The 20,083-nt window shown below is 48.4% G+C and carries 19 protein-coding genes, 1 pseudogene and 1 riboswitch; of the genes and pseudogenes, 7 read left to right on the top strand and 13 right to left on the bottom strand.

Translation table 11 applies throughout. The annotated features are described in order from the left end of the window. Positions 1-393: 393 nt before the first annotated feature. A pseudogene (locus tag ACLJPQ_RS05290) lies at positions 394-591 on the bottom strand (hypothetical protein). A 24-nt stretch (positions 592-615) separates the two neighbouring features. Further along, positions 616-1,233: a hypothetical protein gene (locus ACLJPQ_RS05285; RefSeq protein ID WP_020899002.1), complete on the bottom strand. Its 618-nt coding sequence runs from the start codon at positions 1,231-1,233 to the stop codon at positions 616-618. Positions 1,234-1,396: 163 nt separating this feature from the next. On the opposite strand from ACLJPQ_RS05285, the gene yegQ reads away from it, so the two are divergent. Both yegQ and sseK2 read left to right on the top strand, forming a co-directional pair. Then, entirely contained in the window at positions 1,397-2,758 is a 1,362-nt protein-coding gene (yegQ, locus tag ACLJPQ_RS05280) for a tRNA 5-hydroxyuridine modification protein YegQ (protein ID WP_080184684.1), read from the top strand. Positions 2,759-3,207: 449 nt separating this feature from the next. Then, positions 3,208-4,254 (top strand): type III secretion system effector arginine glycosyltransferase SseK2, encoded by a 1,047-nt coding sequence (sseK2, locus tag ACLJPQ_RS05275; protein WP_077949398.1) that lies wholly within the window; start codon positions 3,208-3,210, stop codon positions 4,252-4,254. A 35-nt stretch (positions 4,255-4,289) separates the two neighbouring features. Here sseK2 and ACLJPQ_RS05270 read toward each other — a convergent pair whose 3' ends face one another. Then, positions 4,290-4,706, bottom strand: coding sequence for a CesT family type III secretion system chaperone (locus ACLJPQ_RS05270; protein ID WP_001747580.1), 417 nt, complete (start codon positions 4,704-4,706; stop codon positions 4,290-4,292). Between the two features lie 121 nt (positions 4,707-4,827). Further along, positions 4,828-5,163 carry a type III secretion system effector SteD gene (gene steD / locus ACLJPQ_RS05265; RefSeq protein ID WP_006497691.1) on the bottom strand — a complete coding sequence of 112 codons (336 nt, stop codon included), beginning with the start codon at positions 5,161-5,163 and terminating at the stop codon, positions 4,828-4,830. Between the two features lie 564 nt (positions 5,164-5,727). Here steD and yegS point away from each other — a divergent pair. After that, a complete protein-coding gene (yegS, locus tag ACLJPQ_RS05260) occupies positions 5,728-6,627 on the top strand; it encodes a lipid kinase YegS (RefSeq protein ID WP_001273393.1) in 900 nt (299 codons plus the stop codon). Between the two features lie 52 nt (positions 6,628-6,679). Here the strand turns inward: yegS and fbaB are convergent, their stop codons facing one another. Continuing rightward, positions 6,680-7,732: a class I fructose-bisphosphate aldolase gene (gene fbaB, locus ACLJPQ_RS05255; protein WP_000129590.1), complete on the bottom strand. Its 1,053-nt coding sequence runs from the start codon at positions 7,730-7,732 to the stop codon at positions 6,680-6,682. A 253-nt stretch (positions 7,733-7,985) separates the two neighbouring features. Between fbaB and ACLJPQ_RS05250 the strand changes: the two genes are divergently transcribed. The 3 genes from ACLJPQ_RS05250 to ACLJPQ_RS05240 are packed head-to-tail and all read left to right on the top strand — an operon-like array spanning position 7,986 to position 11,220. Then, on the top strand, positions 7,986-9,257 hold the full coding sequence (locus ACLJPQ_RS05250; RefSeq protein ID WP_000858698.1) for a nucleoside permease: 1,272 nt from the start codon (positions 7,986-7,988) through the stop codon (positions 9,255-9,257). Beyond that, positions 9,254-10,258, top strand: coding sequence for an ADP-ribosylglycohydrolase family protein (locus ACLJPQ_RS05245; protein WP_000642793.1), 1,005 nt, complete (start codon positions 9,254-9,256; stop codon positions 10,256-10,258). Before ACLJPQ_RS05250 ends, ACLJPQ_RS05245 begins: the two co-directional genes overlap by 4 nt. After that, positions 10,255-11,220 (top strand): PfkB family carbohydrate kinase, encoded by a 966-nt coding sequence (locus ACLJPQ_RS05240; protein ID WP_001012664.1) that lies wholly within the window; start codon positions 10,255-10,257, stop codon positions 11,218-11,220. The genes ACLJPQ_RS05245 and ACLJPQ_RS05240 overlap by 4 nt, the downstream gene beginning before the upstream one ends. Here ACLJPQ_RS05240 and ACLJPQ_RS05235 read toward each other — a convergent pair. The 3 genes from ACLJPQ_RS05235 to thiM are packed head-to-tail and all read right to left on the bottom strand — an operon-like array spanning position 11,194 to position 13,560. Next, positions 11,194-11,940 (bottom strand): GntR family transcriptional regulator, encoded by a 747-nt coding sequence (locus tag ACLJPQ_RS05235; protein ID WP_080184658.1) that lies wholly within the window; start codon positions 11,938-11,940, stop codon positions 11,194-11,196. The two genes, ACLJPQ_RS05240 and ACLJPQ_RS05235, sit on opposite strands and share 27 nt — an antisense overlap. A gap of 35 nt (positions 11,941-11,975) precedes the next feature. After that, positions 11,976-12,776: a bifunctional hydroxymethylpyrimidine kinase/phosphomethylpyrimidine kinase gene (gene thiD, locus ACLJPQ_RS05230; RefSeq protein ID WP_001188960.1), complete on the bottom strand. Its 801-nt coding sequence runs from the start codon at positions 12,774-12,776 to the stop codon at positions 11,976-11,978. Then, positions 12,763-13,560 (bottom strand): hydroxyethylthiazole kinase, encoded by a 798-nt coding sequence (thiM, locus tag ACLJPQ_RS05225; RefSeq protein ID WP_023202771.1) that lies wholly within the window; start codon positions 13,558-13,560, stop codon positions 12,763-12,765. Before thiM ends, thiD begins: the two co-directional genes overlap by 14 nt. A 31-nt stretch (positions 13,561-13,591) precedes the next feature. Next, a riboswitch (TPP riboswitch) is annotated at positions 13,592-13,688 on the bottom strand. A 282-nt stretch (positions 13,689-13,970) separates the two neighbouring features. On the opposite strand from thiM, the gene rcnB reads away from it, so the two are divergent. Continuing rightward, the gene (rcnB, locus tag ACLJPQ_RS05220) at positions 13,971-14,285 is read left to right on the top strand and encodes a Ni(II)/Co(II) efflux transporter accessory subunit RcnB (protein ID WP_000837534.1); all 315 of its coding nucleotides are present in this window, start codon (positions 13,971-13,973) and stop codon (positions 14,283-14,285) included. Between the two features lie 261 nt (positions 14,286-14,546). Here the strand turns inward: rcnB and ACLJPQ_RS05215 are convergent, their stop codons facing one another. From ACLJPQ_RS05215 to ACLJPQ_RS05195, 5 genes are all read right to left on the bottom strand, one after another. Beyond that, positions 14,547-15,554, bottom strand: coding sequence for a putative fimbrial-like adhesin protein (locus tag ACLJPQ_RS05215; protein WP_000765278.1), 1,008 nt, complete (start codon positions 15,552-15,554; stop codon positions 14,547-14,549). A 15-nt stretch (positions 15,555-15,569) separates the two neighbouring features. Beyond that, the gene (locus ACLJPQ_RS05210) at positions 15,570-18,059 is read right to left on the bottom strand and encodes a fimbrial biogenesis outer membrane usher protein (RefSeq protein WP_080184659.1); all 2,490 of its coding nucleotides are present in this window, start codon (positions 18,057-18,059) and stop codon (positions 15,570-15,572) included. A gap of 13 nt (positions 18,060-18,072) precedes the next feature. Further along, complete coding sequence (gene stcB / locus ACLJPQ_RS05205; RefSeq protein WP_000698775.1) at positions 18,073-18,756, bottom strand: fimbrial biogenesis chaperone StcB; 684 nt, start codon at positions 18,754-18,756, stop codon at positions 18,073-18,075. A gap of 55 nt (positions 18,757-18,811) precedes the next feature. Then, complete coding sequence (yehD, locus tag ACLJPQ_RS05200; RefSeq protein ID WP_000830686.1) at positions 18,812-19,342, bottom strand: fimbrial protein YehD; 531 nt, start codon at positions 19,340-19,342, stop codon at positions 18,812-18,814. Positions 19,343-19,620: 278 nt separating this feature from the next. After that, positions 19,621-19,902: a YehE family protein gene (locus ACLJPQ_RS05195; protein ID WP_000760404.1), complete on the bottom strand. Its 282-nt coding sequence runs from the start codon at positions 19,900-19,902 to the stop codon at positions 19,621-19,623. Positions 19,903-20,083: the final 181 nt, after the last annotated feature.

Below are 20,083 nucleotides of genomic sequence, written 5' to 3'. Positions count from 1 at the left end.
CAATTCAGTATTCAGCATTGCCACACTATACACAAAATCACTCAAGTTGCATCAAGGCGGCAAGGATTTGCTATTGCGCAATGCGTAAAAAACAAAAATATATTTTTCATAATAAAATCCACTAATAAGTAGATTCAATGGATTCCATCTTATCAATACGTAATTATCATTTTCTGTTCAACCTCAACCTGATTTCCTCTTAGTACTGAGCATCGTCTGCGATCGTTAATTCTACCTCTGATGATATCTCGTTAAAAATAACGCTACCGCCATACCCTGGTTTACAAACCTGCACACCCTAAGATTACTCTCTTATCTGCATTAAGAATATCATTGTGTTTTTTTTCGGAATATATAAAGATTCCCCATAGTGGATACATAACGTGAGCCAAATTAGTTAAAGACGTAATCACTGACGCTATAATAAGTCAAATGACCTTTAGTATTTTCTTTAATAAATGTTGCCGGGGTAATTTCAACTTTATTTTTAGTGAATTAGTTTCATATTCAGGAAATACTTTATTTAAATCCTGAATATTGGGGACAGTGTCATAACATCCTGATAGCAGAAAGATATAAATAAGCAGCTATTTACCCTGATTAAACATATATGCCTCACGCACTACAATCTTCCGTGACCAAATCCAGCAGCGTTAAACTCCACCCTTTGCCCAAGCCATGAAGCTCGCTCAGATGAAAAATCAAACCATCACCCCATTTTTTCGGCACTGCCACCACTCGCTCTGATTGCAGCTCAAGCCGCCTGGCGTTTGCTATACGGGTATCAGACGCCTGATCCCCATTATCCGCTCCATTCACCATGCTAAACGTCAGCAGCGCATTATCAGAACCGGTATAGCTGACAAAAAAACCGGCGTGATCCCATCCCTTTTCACAAACGTACTCAACCTCCGTGTGGTGATCAAATTCGTTATCCACAGGAATATGCTCTGAAAACCAACCTACCTGCCCCAACAGGTAGTTAAAACCGGGTATCGGCTTATTAATATCAAAACTCTTCATCCACTCATAATCATGCCCAGCCCCAATTCGGTACAGCACATACATCCCAACTTTTTTATCAATCAGGGCATTAATTTTCGCGTTGTCTCGCTGCTGAAAAGCGATAATCACCTGTCTTGCCGTCTCTTCAAACGACGGAGCGGCACAAACGGGATGCGCGACCATTCCCAGCAGACTCAACGCGATGGCCGTGCGGCTCATTTTCATCATTGGCTCTCCATTAACATCCGGTGTTCTATTAGCGCCAATATACTCTCGCAATATTTACTCGGCCTGTCCGTAAGCGTACAATGCCCGCCCTTAAAGTGAGGACTCTCCTCAAGCCGCCTCATCAGGTGAGGCGGATCTGACCTGTCATCAGAACGAGAAAATGATGTTTAAACCAGAACTTCTTTCGCCGGCGGGAACGCTGAAAAATATGCGTTACGCTTTCGCTTACGGTGCCGATGCCGTCTATGCGGGCCAACCGCGCTACTCTTTACGCGTGCGTAATAACGAATTCAATCACGAAAATTTACAGCTTGGCATCAACGAAGCCCACGCGCTCGGAAAAAAATTCTACGTGGTGGTGAACATCGCCCCGCATAACGCCAAGCTCAAAACCTTTATCCGTGACCTGAAACCCGTCGTCGAGATGGGCCCGGATGCGCTGATCATGTCCGATCCAGGGTTGATTATGCTGGTACGCGAGCACTTCCCGGCAATGCCGATTCACCTGTCGGTACAGGCTAACGCCGTAAACTGGGCGACGGTAAAATTCTGGCAGCAGATGGGGCTGACCCGTGTGATTCTCTCCCGCGAGCTGTCGCTGGAAGAGATTGAGGAAATTCGCCAGCAGGTGCCGGATATGGAAATAGAAATTTTCGTCCACGGCGCGCTATGCATGGCCTATTCCGGCCGCTGCCTGCTTTCCGGCTACATCAATAAACGCGATCCGAACCAGGGCACCTGCACCAATGCCTGCCGTTGGGAATATAACGTGCAGGAAGGAAAAGAAGACATTGTCGGCAACATCGTGCATAAGCACGAACCGATTCCGGTACAGAACGTTGAGCCGACGCTCGGTATCGGCGCGCCGACGGATAAAGTGTTTATGATAGAAGAGGCCCAAAGACCGGGCGAATACATGACCGCGTTCGAAGACGAGCATGGCACCTATATCATGAACTCAAAAGATTTGCGCGCTATCGCCCACGTGGAGCGCCTGACGAAAATGGGCGTCCACTCGCTGAAAATCGAAGGCCGCACCAAATCCTTTTATTACTGCGCCCGTACCGCGCAGGTCTACCGTAAGGCCATCGACGACGCCGCCGCGGGTAAACCCTTCGACCCTACGCTGCTGGAAACGCTGGAAGGTCTGGCTCATCGCGGCTATACCGAAGGTTTCCTGCGTCGCCATACGCACGACGATTACCAGAATTACGAGTACGGGTACTCCGTTTCCGAACGCCAGCAATTTGTCGGCGAGTTCACCGGCGAGCGTAAAGGCCAACTGGCGGCCGTGGCGGTGAAGAATAAATTCTCCGTTGGCGATAGTCTGGAGCTGATGACACCGCAGGGAAATATCAATTTCACCCTGGAACAGATGGAGAACGCCAAAGGCGACGCTATGCCGGTGGCGCCTGGCGATGGCTATACCGTCTGGATGCCCGTCCCGCAGGACGTTACGCTGGATTACGCACTATTGATGCGTAATTTCTCAGGCGAATCAACGCGTAACCCCCATGCTAAGTAGTTAATTGCGGTTATTTTTTCATGACGGGAAGATTCTTAGAAATTGATCACATACCGCTTCGCTCAATGCGGGTATTATTCAACGCGCTGAAAAACATAACCCATAAATGCTAGCTGTACCAGGAACCACCTCCTTGGCCTGCGTAATCTCCCTTACGCAGGCTTATTTTTTGCGTTTAATCAATAAAAAAGTGGTACTTCCCGCCATATCCAAAATTGACCACACTAACCAAAGCGCAAATGGGCGCTTAGGTTTACAGACCTCCACTATTCATGGCCAGCCAGCAAGTCACAATCCTCCCGCATCCGGTCAGACTCAGGACTTAGCATTCTGACGTTTACGTTTAACATCAGTAAATTAAATCAATAACTGCTTTGTGAGAACTTACACAAAAAGTTTCCAGGTTATTAAATTAAGGTTAAAAACTGATAATTTAAGCGTGTAAAAATATGGCACGTTTTAATGCCGCTTTTACAAGGATTAAAATAATGTTTTCCCGGATTAGAGGTTTGATTTCATGTCAAAGTAATACTCAAACCATCGCACCTACGCTCAGTCCACCCTCATCAGGCCATGTAAGTTTTGCTGGGGTTGATTATCCTCTATTGCCACTAGATCACCAAACGCCGCTCGTTTTTCAGTGGTTTGAACGCAATCCAGATAGATTTGGTCAAAACGAAATTCCCATTATCAATACGCAGAAAAACCCTTATCTTAATAATATTATCAATGCTGCTATAATAGAAAAAGAAAGAATTATTGGTATTTTCGTTGATGGCGATTTTAGCAAGGGACAAAGAAAAGCATTGGCAAAATTGGAACAAAATTATAGAAACATAAAGGTTATTTATAATTCTGACCTTAATTATAGCATGTATGATAAAAAGTTAACGACGATTTATTTAGAAAACATCACCAAACTGGAAGCTCAGTCAGCAAGTGAACGAGATGAGGTCTTGCTTAATGGAGTAAAAAAAAGCCTGGAAGATGTCTTGAAAAACAATCCTGAGGAAACGCTTATTTCATCTCATAATAAAGACAAAGGGCACTTATGGTTTGACTTCTACAGAAATCTTTTCCTGCTAAAAGGAAGCGATGCTTTTCTGGAAGCTGGTAAACCTGGTTGTCATCATCTGCAACCAGGCGGCGGTTGCATATATCTTGATGCAGATATGTTACTTACTGATAAACTCGGTACTTTGTATTTACCTGATGGTATCGCTATCCATGTAAGTCGTAAAGATAATCATGTTAGCCTTGAAAATGGGATTATTGCTGTTAACCGCAGCGAGCATCCAGCATTAATAAAAGGACTCGAAATTATGCACAGTAAACCTTATGGCGATCCCTATAATGACTGGCTCAGTAAAGGGTTGAGGCATTATTTTGACGGTTCTCATATACAAGATTATGACGCATTTTGCGATTTCATTGAATTTAAACACGAAAATATCATTATGAACACAAGCAGTTTAACTGCCAGTTCTTGGAGGTAATCATGATAGCCTTGTTTTACTCACCCTTCCCACCGTCACGTATAATCGGTATCCAGAGTTATTCCTTTATCCTGTAAAATGTGATACAGATTCTCCATTGATCTAATAACTACCTCAATTTCACATTCAAGTTTCTCTACAGAACCTTCATTGAGTGAGAAGTTGAGAGCCAGTAATAATGATTGTGAGTTATTATCATAACACAAATGTGGTCCATTATTCTCTGCAAACCATAAATTAGCATTGAGAAATTCAAAAGCAAGATTATTATTATCCGGAGGTCTTCCGCAAAAACCGTATATCATTATATACTCGCTGTTAGTGCTTGTTAGTAAGATACGGTAACGGTTATCTATAATAAATGAGCATAATCTGTTTTCGTCAAAGGCAATTGAATCGGCATTTAATTTTAGTGAAAACTGTCTTAATAAGCGATCGGCTCTTGAATACATAACACCCCATACTCTATCTAAAGATTTTCTATATAAGTCATAAGCCTCTGGTCTGGACGCTTAACACCCCGTGTCATCGTCAGAATTCGTCTTTTCCCTATGACTTGCTGTGTTTGCTCATTTATGGCCAGGCTGGCCGGGTTCTGACGCCATTTGCGCTAAGGTATAGTCCGGCGCATATTCCCATCATACCAATTCCCCCCATGCCAAACGATGCGCCTAAAACCGTCAGAGCGGTAGTATATGCAGCACCACTACTGACACTGGCGACAGCCCCTGAGCATACCCCACTAAAAATACCTGTAAACAATGCCGTGGTTCCCACGCATATTAAACATCTGGGTTTATTGCCGTGAGCGTTAAACTCAACGATTTCAGCTGCCGGAATTTCTTCATTACACCGTTCAGAAGGGGAGAGCAATGGCGTTTGCGCATTCACGCCTGAAGTAACATTCATATAAACCTCTTCATGCACATGCCTGTTTATGTTTATGAGAAAAGCGATACCTCAGGCAACGGTACGACTATAAGAAACCGCGCTAAGTCATCATCTAAATAGGTTTTATTTGATAACAAGAATAGTGTACTGCTAATAGTGCGTCTTGTTCCTGCCAAAGCAGTCTAAAGAACATTTCGATTTTATGCTATTAAAAAGTATGTTTGGTAATAAATATCAGGTTTTTATCTGATATTATGAAGTTTGAAATTAATACTGATAACTGACGTATGTTCGTCTTGTTAATTCTCCGTTTCGTTATTAAAGGCGCTATATCGGAAAGCGTCTGACTACCCCTTGTGGTTTCCTTGCACTCTTACAAGCGATACTCAATGCGCATACCGGCATCTCTCTTGTCGCCATTTGCCTTAAACCATGCTTCGCTTACCGCTGCGTACAGCAGGAAGAAAAACGGTAAAGCAATAAGTGCGCAACATTTCAATTTTCATCCTGTTCTGACCTCGCTTTTTCATTTCTGCTATACACTTTCTGGAGATTGTTGTTCAACCTATTAAGGCATAACGGATGGCTAACTTTCCCGCCAGCTTACTGATCCTCAATGGCAAAAGCGCTGATAACCAGCCGCTACGTGAGGCCATTACTCTACTTCGCGACGAAGGTATACAGATTCACGTTCGGGTAACCTGGGAAAAAGGCGACGCGCAGCGTTACGTTGATGAAGCCCGTAGACTGGGCGTTGAAACGGTGATTGCCGGCGGCGGAGACGGTACCATTAATGAAGTGTCGACCGCGCTCATCCAGATCCGCGACGGCGTAGCCCCTGCACTGGGCCTTTTGCCGCTCGGCACTGCCAACGATTTTGCCACCAGCGCCGGTATTCCTGAAGCGCTGGACAAAGCGCTGAAACTGGCGATTGCCGGAAACGCGATGGAAATTGATATGGCTAGGGTCAATGATAAAACCTGTTTTATCAATATGGCGACGGGCGGTTTTGGCACCCGCATTACCACCGAAACGCCGGAAAAACTTAAAGCCGCGTTGGGCGGCGTCTCCTATCTTATTCACGGTCTGATGAGAATGGATACGCTGACCCCTGACCGCTGCGAAATACGTGGCGAAAACTTTCACTGGCAGGGAGATGCGCTGGTGATCGGCATCGGCAACGGTCGTCAGGCCGGCGGCGGGCAGCAATTATGTCCCACCGCGCTGATTAACGACGGGCTGTTACAGCTACGGATTTTTACCGGCGAAGAACTGCTGCCGGCGCTGTTTTCCACACTCACGCAGTCAGATGACAATCCGAATATTATTGACGGCGCCTCAGCGTGGTTTGATATTCATGCGCCGCATGAAATCACGTTCAATCTGGATGGCGAACCACTCAGCGGACAAGAATTTCATATTGAGGTGCTGCCTGGCGCATTACGCTGTCGGCTGCCGCCAGACTGCCCGTTGCTACGTTAATAACACCTGTCGCTGGCCGGATGCGCTCACATCCGGCTTTTCTTCGTTGAACTCAGGCGATGGTGACTTTGCTATCCAGATAGACATCTTGTACGGCGTTAATCAACTTCACGCCATCAGCCATCGATTTCTTAAAGGCTTTACGTCCCAGAATTAGCCCCATTCCACCGGCTCGTTTGTTGATCACCGCGGTACGAACCGCGTCGCCGAGATCGGTGTCACCGCCGTCCGCGCCGCCGGAGTTGATAAGCCCGGCGCGTCCCATATAGCAGTTCGCCAACTGGTAACGAACCAAATCAATCGGGTTATCGCTGGTCAGTTTGCTGTACACGCGATCGTCGGTATAGCCGAAGTTGACCGCTTTATAACCGCCATTATTCTCGGCCATTTTCTGTTTCACAATATCCGCGCCAATCGTAGCGGCCAGATGGTTGGCTTGCCCCGTCAGGTCAGCGGATACATGGTAATCAACGCCGTCTTTTTTAAAGGAAGAATTACGCAGGTAAGCCCACAATACGGTCACCATACCCAGCTCATGCGCACGCTCAAAAGCGGCGGAGATCTCTTCAATCTGGCGACGGGACTGTTCCGAACCGAAATAGATCGTCGCGCCTACCGCCACGGCGCCCATATTGAACGCCTGCTCAACGCTGGCGTACAGGGTCTGATCGTACTCTGTCGGATAGCTCAATGTTTCGTTGTGATTCAGTTTGACCAAAAACGGAATACGGTGCGCATAGCGCCGTGAAACCGAGGCCAGTACGCCGTAGGTAGAGGCCACGCAGTTACAGCCGGCCTCAATCGCCAATTCAACAATATTTTTTGGGTCAAAGTAGCGCGGGTTGGCCGCAAAAGAGGCGCCGGCGGAGTGCTCCACTCCCTGATCGACGGGCAGTATCGAAAGGTATCCTGTTCCCGCCAGGCGTCCAGTATTATAGAGCGTCTGCATATTACGCAGAACGGCTGGTGGACGATTGTTGTCAATCATCACCCGGTCAACGTAATCCTTGCCGGGTAGATAAAGCTGATCGGAAGGAATGGTCATACAACGATGCTGTAAAAGGCTGTCGGCGTCTTTGCCAAGCAACTGCGCAATATCAGTCATAGCTATGCTCCCGTAAGTTCCGATAGGGTATCGGAAGGTGAATAGTCCTGCCCCGCAGATTGCGGGTCGCAATAAGCCTGGTACTGACCGACCATTTTTGCCAACTTTAGCGCATTTTTTCGGCGCTATCTGCTGACTCGATTCACGTCCGAAAAAGTGTTAGATCGGTCAAAATTAATGCTCAATGGTATTTAAAAGGTATTATTAAGTGGTATTGTCGTGGCGTACCTTACCTGTCATGAAGGATTCAAAAATGAAAACGACCTTTAAACTGTCGTTCATGATGTTCGTGGAGTGGTTTATCTGGGGCGCCTGGTTCGTCCCCCTGTGGCTATGGCTAAATAAAAGCGGGTTTTCCGCCGGTGAAATAGGCTGGTCTTATGCCTGTACCGCCATTGCGGCGATCCTGTCGCCGATTCTGGTCGGCTCCGTTACCGACCGTTTTTTCTCAGCGCAAAAAGTCCTGGCGGTACTGATGTTTGCAGGCGCCGTGCTGATGTATTTCGCGGCGCAGCAAACCACCTTTGTCGGATTCTTTCCGCTGCTTCTGGCCTATTCATTGACCTATATGCCGACCATCGCGCTGACAAACAGCATTGCCTTCGCTAACGTACCGGACGTTGAACGCGATTTTCCACGCATTCGCGTTATGGGAACCATTGGGTGGATTGCCTCCGGCCTCGCCTGTGGATTCCTGCCGCAAATGTTAGGCTATAACGATATTTCCCCCACCAATATTCCACTGCTCATAACCGCCGCAAGTTCAGCGTTGCTGGGCGTATTTGCGTTCTGTCTGCCAGACACGCCGCCAAAAAGCACCGGCAAGATGGATATTAAAGTGATGCTGGGACTGGATGCGCTGGTCCTGCTGCGCGATAAAAACTTTCTCGTTTTCTTCTTCTGTTCCTTCCTGTTTGCGATGCCGCTGGCCTTCTACTACATCTTCGCTAACGGCTATCTGACGGAAGTGGGAATGAAAAACGCCACCGGCTGGATGACGCTCGGCCAGTTCTCTGAAATCTTCTTTATGCTGGCGCTGCCCTTTTTCACTAAGCGCTTTGGTATTAAAAAGGTATTATTACTTGGTCTTATTACCGCCGCGATCCGCTACGGCTTTTTTGTCTATGGCGGCGCGGAGACGTACTTCACTTACGCCCTGCTGTTCCTCGGTATTTTGCTGCACGGCGTAAGTTACGATTTCTACTACGTCACCGCCTACATTTATGTCGATAAAAAAGCGCCGGTTCATATGCGTACCGCTGCGCAAGGGCTTATCACCCTCTGCTGTCAGGGATTCGGCAGCCTGCTGGGGTATCGTCTCGGCGGCGTGATGATGGAAAAAATGTTTGCTTATCCGCAACCGGTTAACGGTCTGACATTCAACTGGGCGGGCATGTGGACGTTTGGCGCAGTGATGATTGCCGTCATCGCGCTACTGTTTATGATTTTCTTTCGCGAATCGGACAAAGAGATCACTGCTATTGACGATCGCGATATTGCGTTGACACAAGGGGAAGTAAAATGAAAGCAGAACGTATTCTCGGTGCTCTTTACGGGCAAGCGTTAGGGGATGCGATGGGAATGCCCTCTGAGCTGTGGCCGAGAACGCGCGTCAAAGCGCATTTCGGCTGGATTGACCGCTTTCTGCCCGGCCCAAAAGAGAATAATGCCGCCTGCTATTTTAACCGCGCGGAGTTTACGGATGATACCGCAATGGCGCTCTGCCTGGCCGACGCGCTACTCGAATGCGAAGGCAACATTGATCCCGAGATTATTGGGCGTAACATCCTCGCCTGGGCGGAACGCTTTGATGCGTTCAATAAAAATGTACTCGGCCCGACGTCAAAAATTGCGCTGAATGCGATTCGCGACGGCAAACCCATCGCGGCGCTGGAAAATAACGGCGTGACTAACGGCGCGGCCATGCGCGTTTCGCCGTTGGGCTGCCTGTTGCCGCCAACTAACCTGACAGCCTTTATAGCAGAAGTAGCGTTAGCCTCCAGCCCGACGCATAAATCCGATCTGGCGGTGGCTGGCGCCGTGGTTGTCGCCTGGGCCGTCTCGCGAGCGGTTAACGGCGACACGTGGCAAAGTATTGCCGACTCGCTCCCCGCCGTCGCCCATCAGGCGCAGACAGCGCGTATTACCACGTTTAGCGCCTCGCTATCGGCACGTCTGGAACTGGCGCTAAACATTGTCCGCCACGCCGACGGCGTCGAATCTGCCAGCGAACAGCTCTATCAGATCATCGGCGCGGGAACCAGCACCATTGAATCGGTTCCCTGCGCTATCGCCATGGTGGAACTGGCGAATACCGATCCTAACCGCTGTGCCGTGCTGTGCGCTAACCTCGGCGGCGATACCGACACTATCGGCGCGATGGCTACCGCCATTTGCGGCGCGTTGCACGGGGTAAGCGCCATTAACCCCCAGTTAAAGCAAACGCTGGACGAGGTTAATCAGCTGGATTTTGCGCGCTATGCCGTTGCGCTGGCGAGCTATCGTCAACGGCGGGAGGCACTATGAACGGCGCACGGTTGCTGACATTATTACCGACCCTGCATACCCGGCGTCCGCTCACCGTTATCGGCGCGGCAGTGATCGATATCATTGCCGACGCCTGGACGTTGCCGCGTCGCGGAGGCGATATTGAACTGCAACAACAGAGCGTCAATGTCGGCGGCTGTGCGCTGAATATTGCCGTGGCGTTGAAACGACTGGGGATTGACGCCAGCAATGCGCTGCCGCTGGGCCAGGGCGTGTGGGCGGAGAGGATTCGCCGCCGTCTGGCAAAAGAGGGATTATCCAGCGTGATTGACGCGGTTGAAGGAGATAACGGCTGGTGTCTGGCGTTAGTCGAACCGGATGGCGAACGCACGTTTATGTCTTTTAGCGGCGTGGAAAACCAGTGGAATGCGGACTGGCTGTCGCAGCTCAGGACACCGCGGGGCAGTCTTGTCTACCTGTCCGGCTATCAACTGGCCTCGTCCTGTGGCGAGCCACTGATCCAGTGGCTGGAAACCGTCGACGATGTAACGCCTTTTATCGATTTTGGCCCACGAATCGGTGATATTACAGACGATGTAATGGCGCGCATTATGGCCTGCCGACCCATCGTCTCCCTCAACCGCCAGGAAGCCATCATCGCCGCGGAACGCGCCGGACTTGCGACCGATACGCGCACTTTCGGCGAAGCATGGGTAAACCGCTTTTCCGCGCCGCTGGTGGTGCGCCACGATAAAGACGGAGCGTGGTATTTTAGCGCGCAATCTTCCGGCGTTGTGCCAGCGTTTCCGGCAACCGTGGTGGATACCATCGGCGCGGGCGACAGCCATGCTGGCGGCGTGCTGGCAGGACTGGCGTCAGGCTGGCCGCTCGCGGATGCCGTACTGCTGGGAAATGCGGTGGCAAGCTGGGTGGTCGGGCATCGCGGCGGCGACTGCGCGCCCACGCGCGAGGCGCTACTCCTCGCACACAAAAACGTATAGGTCGCTACGACAATAACTGATGCTGTATTCAATAGGCCGCTGCTGCTGATCGAGCGCCACCTGCTTAATCACCAGCACCGGCACTTTACCATCCATTTGAATATGCGACTGAAACTCATCATCCGGCATCCGGGCGCTGACGCGGGATCGGGTACACTGAGGGTAAATGTGCTGGCGACGAAAATAGTCATACAGAGAAATACCAATCGCGTCGACATCATGAATCAGATGCGCGGGCACCCAGGACTCTTCAATCGATACCGCATCCTCATCAACATAACGAATGCGTTTGAGTAAAAAGACGTCGCTGCCTGCGGGGATCGCCAGATGCTGCGCGACCTCATCCGGACAACTTACCACGCGTTTGTTAACCCATAGCGTATCCGGTTTTTTGCCGCGCAAGACAACCTGCTGAGAAAATCCCCGCGCCTCTTTCAGGGAATATTCAAAGATATTATTGATTTGCGTACCGTAGCCACGGGCGCGCGTGACGACCCCCTCTTCTTCCAGCGCCTGCATCGCTTTCCGTACCGTGATGCGCGAGACGCCGGTAAGCTGGCTGAGATCGCGTTCGCCAGGCAAAATATTACCGTGCTCAAGAATACCGCTGCGCACGGCATCCTTTACCGTCTGGGCGAATTTCATGTATAGCGGCGTATTATCCGCCGCTGAAATTCGTTCATTCAGTTGCGCGATGAGCCGGGTATGCGCTTGTTCCATTTATCTTTCCTGACGACGGGTCTGTAGGCAGTATACTACCACCACGCGTGGAAATGATGTACCGGACCAATGCCCTTCCCCACTTCCAGCGTGTCCGCCTGCGCCAGCGCCGCCGAAAGCCATGCCTTCGCCTCGTTTACCGTCTCTCCCCAACAGCGATGCCGGGGCCGTAACGCCGCCAACGCCGCCGACAACGTACAGCCCGTCCCATGCGTATTTTTGGTGTTCACACGCGGCGCGCTAAAACGTTGCTCGCCCTCACGGGTAAAGAGCCAGTCCGGGCTTTGCGCATCCTCTAAATGCCCGCCTTTCATTAATACCGCTTCACACCCCATCGCCAGTAACGCCCGCCCCTGCGCCAGCATCTCCTGTTCCGTACGCGCATGGGGCGCATCCAGCAACGCTGCGGCTTCCGGCAAATTAGGCGTAATCAGCGATACCTGCGGCAACAGCCGGACGCGTAATGTTTCTATCGCAGAGGGCGAGAGCAGCGGATCGCCGCTTTTCGCCAGCATCACCGTATCCAACACCACATTACGTACATGATGGCGCTGTAGTCGCTCCGCCACGGCCTCGACAATATCGGTTTCCGCCAGCATCCCGATTTTTGTGGTATCAATGCGCACATCGCTGAGCACGGAATCAAGTTGAGCGGCGACAAAGTCCGGCTCTATCCGGTACACCGACTGTACGCCACAGGTATTTTGCGCCACCAGCGCGGTGATGACCGAACAGCCATACGCGCCCAGCGCGGAAAAGGTCTTGAGATCCGCCTGGATACCGGCCCCGCCGCTGGGATCGGTACCGGCAATCGTCAGCGCGTTAATTCGTTGCATTGGCCGCCTCCACATCCAGATGATAGAGCGCATCAAGAAAAGCCGGGATGAAGCTGCCCGGACCTTCGCTACGCTCTGCCGCGGCCTGTCCAGCCAGTTTCATCCAGCAGCAGGCCGAAGCGACATTGTCCAGCGCGGCGCCCGGTAACGCGCAACTGGCGGCGGCGACCGCCGACAACGCGCAGCCGGTGCCTACAATGCGAGTCATTAACGGATCGCCGCCGGGAATGCTCAGCGTGCGCTGACCGTTAGTGACGTAATCTACCTCTCCGGTAACCACAACGATGCAGTCTATCTGACGCGCCAGCGCCTGCGCCGCAGGCAGTGCGGCCAACGCCGCCTCGGTGGTATCTACGCCGCGTCCGCCCAGCGCCATGCCGGATAACGCCAGGATTTCCGAGGCGTTGCCGCGTATTGCCGCCGGGCGCAGGGACAAGAGATCCAGGCAAAATCGCCGACGAAATTCCAGCGCGCCCACCGCGACAGGATCAAGGGTCCACGGCGTTTTGGCATCATAAGCGCTTTCTACCGCCGCACGCATCGCGTCAGCGCGTGAGGCGGTTAAGGTTCCGACATTAACCAGCAAGGCGTTGGCGATGGCGGCAAACGGTCTGGCCTCGACGGGATCAATCACCATGGCGGGTGAAGCGCCCAGCGCCAGCAGCGTATTGGCGGTAAACGTTTGTACGACGTCATTCGTCATACAGTGCGTAAGCGGGGAGAGCGCGCGAAAGTGTTTTAACGTATGCGCCGCAAGCGTGCGGCAGTGCAGGTCAGGCTGCATGGTTCAGCTCCTGCCCGCGTGAAGAAGGGACACGAGCAGTGTCAGACTTCCCTACGCTGGCATTATCCAGATCAGGTGGTACGGGTATTTCTCAGCCTTCACAAAGAAGGGCACCCCGAGTCGTCAAGCCCCACCGTGTTAAGCGGGGGTTTCGCTATTAAGCATACTGTCTGCGCCAGACAATGTAAATTTACAGCCAACGGCGGACGATAATTTCAGCGTTATCAGATAGTTCTCAAAACCTATTCGGTTCTGGCAAACTTGCTGGCGGATATGTTGCTGCACGACGCTTTCGTTTACACTTTTTACGAAAAGGGGCGTGAGATAACAAAATAGCGCTTGTCAGATACGCCACCAGCAGAAATGATACACACGATGTTAACTGACCCGCATATGTGGAGGGTAAAAGTATGAAAAGTAAGTTGCTGCCTTGCGCGCTGTTGCTTGCAACCAGTTTTGCATGGGCCGCCCCCGCGACAACGGGCATTGATCAATATGAGTTAAAAAGTTTTATCGCCGACTTCACCCACTTCAAGCCCGGCGATACCGTTCCGCAGATGTACCGCACCGATGAGTACAATATTAAACAGTGGAAATTACGTAATCTGCCCGCGCCAGATGCCGGTACTCACTGGACCTATATGGGCGGCGCGTATGTACTGATTAACGATACCGATGGAAAAATCATCAAAGCCTATGATGGCGAGATTTTTTATCATCGATAAAAAAAGCCCCCTCATCCAGAGGGGGAAATACAGCCCCATGTTACTTTTTTATTAGCCCTTAATCACTCTATCCCCTTCAAACTGCCTTTTTGTTGACTGCCTTCACTACCCGATTCTCTCTGGATCTCGCCCTTTTGAAACTACCGCATACCACATTAAAATTTATTGCAGAAAAATTGTCATCCCGGTCACTTATTATTGTAAGTGACCGGAAGTTCATTCACCTATCGCGCCATATATCTTAAATATTTTTCATATATATTAATCGTATTTCACATAGATCAGCGCAGTCGCTTTTAGATCGCCTGGCTTTATATTGTCTCGGTCATAAACATAATAACTGGCGATAATAGGGATTGTTATCATATCACTGTTGAGCGGCGTGCCTACTTGATCCACTTTCCATAACGTTGAAGCATTACCCTGCTCTGCTGTATTTGAAATATTCACCGTTTTTCCACCGCTCTCCAGTATAAATCCGACGCCATTATTCACAGCACCACGCAACACAGAATAGCTATCTGGTATTAAATCACTGCTGGAGAGATAAACCGTCATTTTACGCGATGCTTGTTTAGCATTACCAAAAAGATTATCACACTGGAGTCGAATATTATCCGCGGCATTTTTGTTACTGACCTTGCCTGTGTTATATAATTCAGAAAGCGCAATATTCGGTAGCGTGATCGTCAGATCTTCAGGTTTGCAGGTTGTCTGCTTGCGATCGTAGGACACAAACAGATCAAATGAATATAACCCTGCACCTCTAAGATAACTATTATAATCTGCGGCACAGGCATTCCAGCCTCTTCCTGCTAGCAGGCACCCTAAAAACCGCAAACCGGCCGTAAACTGAGTTGCAGAAGAAGCGCTTGTTATTGATACCACCCCGTTGATTAGGACACTGTTCCCACTACCGGCAGAAATATTTACATTCGCCCCAGAGGAAGCGGGTTCAACCGTTACCGTATAGCCCGTTGTAAACGGCATTGTGAGAGTATTATTATCTGCCCAGGCGATTTTTAACTTCAGTTTTACTGTATCATTGTATAATCCCACGATGATATCGGAAGGATCCATACGCGTTATCTTATAAGTCCCTGAACAAGTTGTATCGTTAAAATTATGGCTATAAGTTGCGGACTGATTAGGGTTAATCGTAAAATCCTCACGAATAATTAAATTATCCTGATAAGTAATTTCTCCCGTACAGGCTGCGTATGTTTCAGGTAAAATCAATAACATCACGATAAAAAGAAAGAGTTTCATTTCACCACCTCACCACTACCGACAAATATAAACTTTACTTTCATCAACCGTTTTACCAAAGGTGATTGAACATGAAAGCCCCTGCTCTTTATCTACTGGTACACTGACTTCGGGCGGAATATCATTCGTTCGAATAAATAGCTGACTACCTTGTCCAACAATGCCCACATTATGACCATGATGATCTACTACATCATAACCAAAAATAAGAGGCGAGCCATCAGGACGCTGCGCTTTAATAAACCATGGTTTACGCTGGTCGGTATCAAAATTCACTAGCACGACGGCCCCTCGGTACGGGGCGGCAACTTTACGGTTACCGCGTAATTCCGTTTCACTGCTACTTTGCGACACATCAAGCATAAGATGGTTTTCGCGATATGGCGTAAGGTTGTCATAAACCACCGTTCCTTTTTTATTGGTGGTCCGATATTTTTGGCCGTTAACGTAGGCTCCTTCAAGTCCCGGAGCCTGCATAATCGCAAAGGTATCTGAAAGCCGGCTGGATAAATTCAACCCGCCACTCCAGGCTACAACCCCACCGGAAATACTTCCGCCGGTCTGAGTATAATTGGACGACTGGCTGTAACTACCATTAAGCGTTGCAACGGGCGTATTCCAGGTTAAATTCGTCCCCGCTGTGGTCTCACTATCCTGTCGCTGATGACTAACATTCACGCCGTAATTAAATTGATCGCGACTGCCTGCCGTACCGGTTAAACCAATATTGTTTGAGGTAAATCCATCATCATCAAAGGTCGTCGAGTTCGACACATTCAGATGACGCCGCGGGGTAGTAATACCGTCCCCCCAGTCAAAGGGAATTGAAATAAACAGGTTAAAACGTTTATCTTCATTATGATCCTCGTCGTAAGTCTGACTGGCGGATAACGTATAATTAATTTTCTGGAACGTATTGGAATAGCTTATTTGATAATCTTTACTGGTGCCGCTACGTCCCCAGTAATCACGCCATAATGCACTCAGTGATACTGCGCCCCATCCTTCTGGCAAAGATTGGCTCACATTAGCTGAAAACGTATTTTTACGCCCAAAATCGTTTTGATAATAATCAGCAATATCGTATACATCATTCTTATCGCGACGATAGTTATTTTTATTATTGGCCCAGACATGATCGTTAAATGTGCGGTAATCCTGTGATGAATACCGATACGCAGCCAGACCAAACCGAGTTAATGTTTGGGTCAGGTATTTATTATAAGCAAGCTGATAACTCTGACCATCAAATACATCGCCATTATCCTGTTTACTGTGCGATCGCGTAGCGTCAAGCGAAATGGCGCCAATCCGGGTATTCCACCCCGTGCCGAGGGTAAACGCATTATAATGGTTCGATAGCATCGTACCGCCATAAAGCGTCAACAAGTTATTAAGGCCATACTGATAACTGATTTGTGTAAAATCGGCCTGATTATCGGCGCCTTCAATATGACTACTGCCGGCGGAAAAATCATACTTAGAGACGCCAGGCTGCAACATGTTCGGTACGGAAGCGTAAGGCACCAGCCAGGTATTTATCGAACCATCCGCCTCACGCACGGTGACATCAAGATCCGCGCCACCGCCCGCGAGTTGCAGATCCGCAATGGAAAAGGGGCCAGGAGGAACCTCTTTCTGATAAACAACGAATCCGTTCTGTTCGATGGTTACCAAAGCGTTAGTCTGTGCAATCCCCTGCACCAACGGCGTAAAATTCTGTTTCGAGTTTGGCAACATTTGCATATCGCGGAACAGGCGAACGCCGGTAAATCTCACAGAATCAAAAATCTCTGACGAGGTATACTGATCCCCGGCGCGTAATGTGCCGAGGAGCTCAGCGATACCGCGCTCCAGATACAATGTGTTGCTTTTCCACTCACCGCTGCTGCCATCGGTTTTATTAAATGTGGTATCCGCATGCGCTTGCCAGCCCAACAGATTGAAACCGCTATTGAACCGAACGTAAGTACTTTCACTACTGCCAGAATTCTTATAGTCACTGTAATACTGGCTGGCATAGTAAGAAGTATAAAATGCATTGATGCCGCGATCCCAGTTTTCAGGCAATACATAACCCGCCTCGACCTCATTTACATAGGCCTGGGGAACGCTCAAATCCAGCCGAAAAACGCCAATATTAAAAGTATAGCCACCGCTTCTCACGACATCTTTTAACGCAATACAATCCGTTGCTCCCTGCGGTTGCAGACCATCGCTTATCACACCAATATTTTTCAACAACTCAGTTGAAATACACGTGCTACCGGGATCATCGGCAACAATGATATCGTATTTACCTCGCCATTGATTGTTGACATAAATATCCAGTTCGTACTGTCCCGGAATTGGCTTATTCTCATCCAGATGGAAATTTGTTATTTTTTGATCTCTCATTCCCCCCACCATAAAATGGGTATCAAACGTTTCCGTCGCGATAGCCTGCGTTTGCCAGGTAAACAGAGTCAATAAAACAAGCGAAGCGATGGGCGTCATCCTTAGCATGATGAACTCCTGTTTATTTTACATTAATTTTGCTACTAATATAGTTACCATTATCATCAATAATCGTTACTTCATACTGGCTTGTTGACGCATATTTCATGTTAATATTTTGCGTCGATAGCGGTGGCAGCATGATAGTTTGATCATTAATCTTAGTATTTCCTGCTTTTACATCCGTCACGGTAATCCAGTTTGCAGTATCATTTTTCATGATGACAGTTTTATTACTGCGAAATAAACCAATCCGCTGAAAACTGTCTTTGGTTACGGCGGCAATTCGACTGGGGCGCCATATTAATTTTATTCGATTCTGCATTGCGAATTTAAGCACATTTTTACCGGCGTTTTCCTGGCTGTTTGGTGGAATATCAAGCACATTCAGATAAAACAGACTTTCTTTGTTGTCCGGTAAGCTATTAGGCATTTTCTTGATTTTGATCTGCTGACCAGACTCAGCGGCAACGCGCGCCACTGGCGGCGTCAGCATAAATGGCACCTGAATTTTTTCTGGCGGTAATGAAGTGTTACCGTCATCAATCCAGGACTGTACCAGCGAAGCTTGCTCGCCCTGATTCACCAATTGTACAACGACTTCTTTCTTCTCTGCCGGGTAAATCACACGCGTACCATAAATAACAATACCAGCATGCGCAGGCAAAATTATGGCAGATAATAATACTGCAGATAATATTTTCATATTTACACGGCCTTGCTTATAAAAAACCGGCGACGAACGCCGCCGGTTGAATAAATTAGTCAGTAACAACCGTTAAAGTCAGTGTTGAGCTAACATCACCAGAAGCAACATCACCGTCTAAACGCGCATAGCGTGCTAAAAAAGTCAAGTCGTATTCACCGCTGCTATTTGGATCTAGTGTCACCCCCGTCTCTGGATCAATCTGATTATCCGTACTTCCGTAGTAAACCGCAAAACCGACACCTTTGGCAGACCCGTTATTAAATGTGATATCGTGGCTGTCAAATTGCGTTGAAGAGAAGGTAATACGCGGCGCTACACCCTGTTGACATTTTATTTTCAACGGCATCTGAGTTTGATTAGTTACTGCGTCATAAATCTGACCCGGGGTTAAATTAATTATTTTATCCGCACCAATTTCATTCAGTCTAATTTCAGCGGTGTTCGTACCCAAAAATTGACAGGTAGTACCAACCACCTTTCCGTTAATATTCAGAACGCCTGAATCATACTCATCAACAGCAAAAGCCCCAGCGCTCATAAATACAGCAGACAATACAGAAGCAGCAATAAGTGAACGTTTCATAATCTCTTCCTTAATGAAGTAATTTCTATTTGTTAAGAGTTATTAACCCTTGCAACGAAAATTCTCATAGACAGGAAGTTATCGCAATGTAAACACGATGTTTTGTTGATTTAAAACAATTTACAGATTGCAATATAATTGCAACAAATAATCATTGCTTATCATTATTTTGTAAACTTATTAATTTCCGAAATTTACTGCCCTTAAATATAAACACAACAAATAAAAAAGCCCATATCATTGATATCAATGATATGGGCCTGCGGAATTAATAAGAATTAGTCGTAATGATTAACAACAATCTGTCGGGTGCTATCACCAGGCACCGTGTATAGCTGCGTTGTTACACCTCTCATCGGCGTAGCGGCGGGTGTTTGCAGCGTTGAAACGTGGATAGTGTTGCCGCAACGCTGCTGCAACTGTGCGTTTACCACTTCTGTACTGCACGTTGGCGCGGTCACTTTTCCACTGATGGTTAATGTTGCGGTGTCGGAGGCAAAAACGGGTACGCTTATCCCATAAGCCGAAACTATAATTCCCATCAGCAAATATTTTTTCATAGTGAGCAATTGTTCCTCTGGTGAACGTCAAACAGTATGCAGGCCGTCCTGATGAGCAGTATGAACGTATCGATACCTTAAAACCAATTGAAAAAATAAATCAGTAGGATAGGTATGATCAATTCAAATAATGTTTTTGCCGATTATTTCAGATAAACACCTGTCTGTTTAAGCAGGAATT

Source organism: Salmonella sp. SAL04213, assembly GCF_046550535.1.
Taxonomy (GTDB): Bacteria; Pseudomonadota; Gammaproteobacteria; order Enterobacterales; family Enterobacteriaceae; genus Salmonella; species Salmonella enterica.
Note: the sequence above shows the minus strand (reverse complement) of the source record. Positions and strands in the feature narration are given on the sequence as shown.